The sequence below is a fragment of the Vibrio sp. 10N.261.52.A1 genome (genome assembly GCF_002876325.1).
GTDB classification, from domain to species: domain Bacteria; phylum Pseudomonadota; class Gammaproteobacteria; order Enterobacterales; family Vibrionaceae; genus Vibrio; species Vibrio chagasii.
This window is the reverse complement of record NZ_MCYD01000033.1, coordinates 1-415: the sequence shown is the minus strand read 5'-3', so window position 1 is coordinate 415 and position 415 is coordinate 1. Positions and strand designations below refer to the sequence as shown.

At 38.6% G+C, this 415-nt stretch carries 1 pseudogene; it reads left to right on the top strand.

From position 1 onward, the window contains the following. Positions 1 to 142: 142 nt before the first annotated feature. A pseudogene (locus BCT81_RS00425) lies at positions 143 to 415 on the top strand (acetate kinase); the annotation flags it as partial.

The following is a 415-nucleotide window of genomic DNA, read 5'->3' as shown; positions in this document are numbered from 1 at the left end:
GACTAAGATCAACTTAATTGTGTTCATTTGGTGATTTTTTCAAAACAAAAGTTGAAAGATTCAAAAATTATTGAATAATGGACTTAACTAAAATTGAAGTAAACACTTCATCTAATTCGTACTGAAACAGGATCCATATCCAATGTCTAATTCGTTTGTTCTGGTTATTAACTCGGGTAGTTCATCCCTAAAATTTGCTGTCATTGATTCTGTTTCTGGTGAAGCAGTGTTGAGTGGCTTAGGGGAGTGTTTTGGTCTTGAAGATGCTCGTATGAGCTGGAAATACCAAGGCGAGAAAACTGAAATTGCTATTCAGGGTGAAGGTAGCCACCACAAGATTGCTATTGGCAAATTGGTAGGCCTGATGGAAGACCTTGGTTTCACGGCAGATATCGTGGCTATCGGTCACCGTATC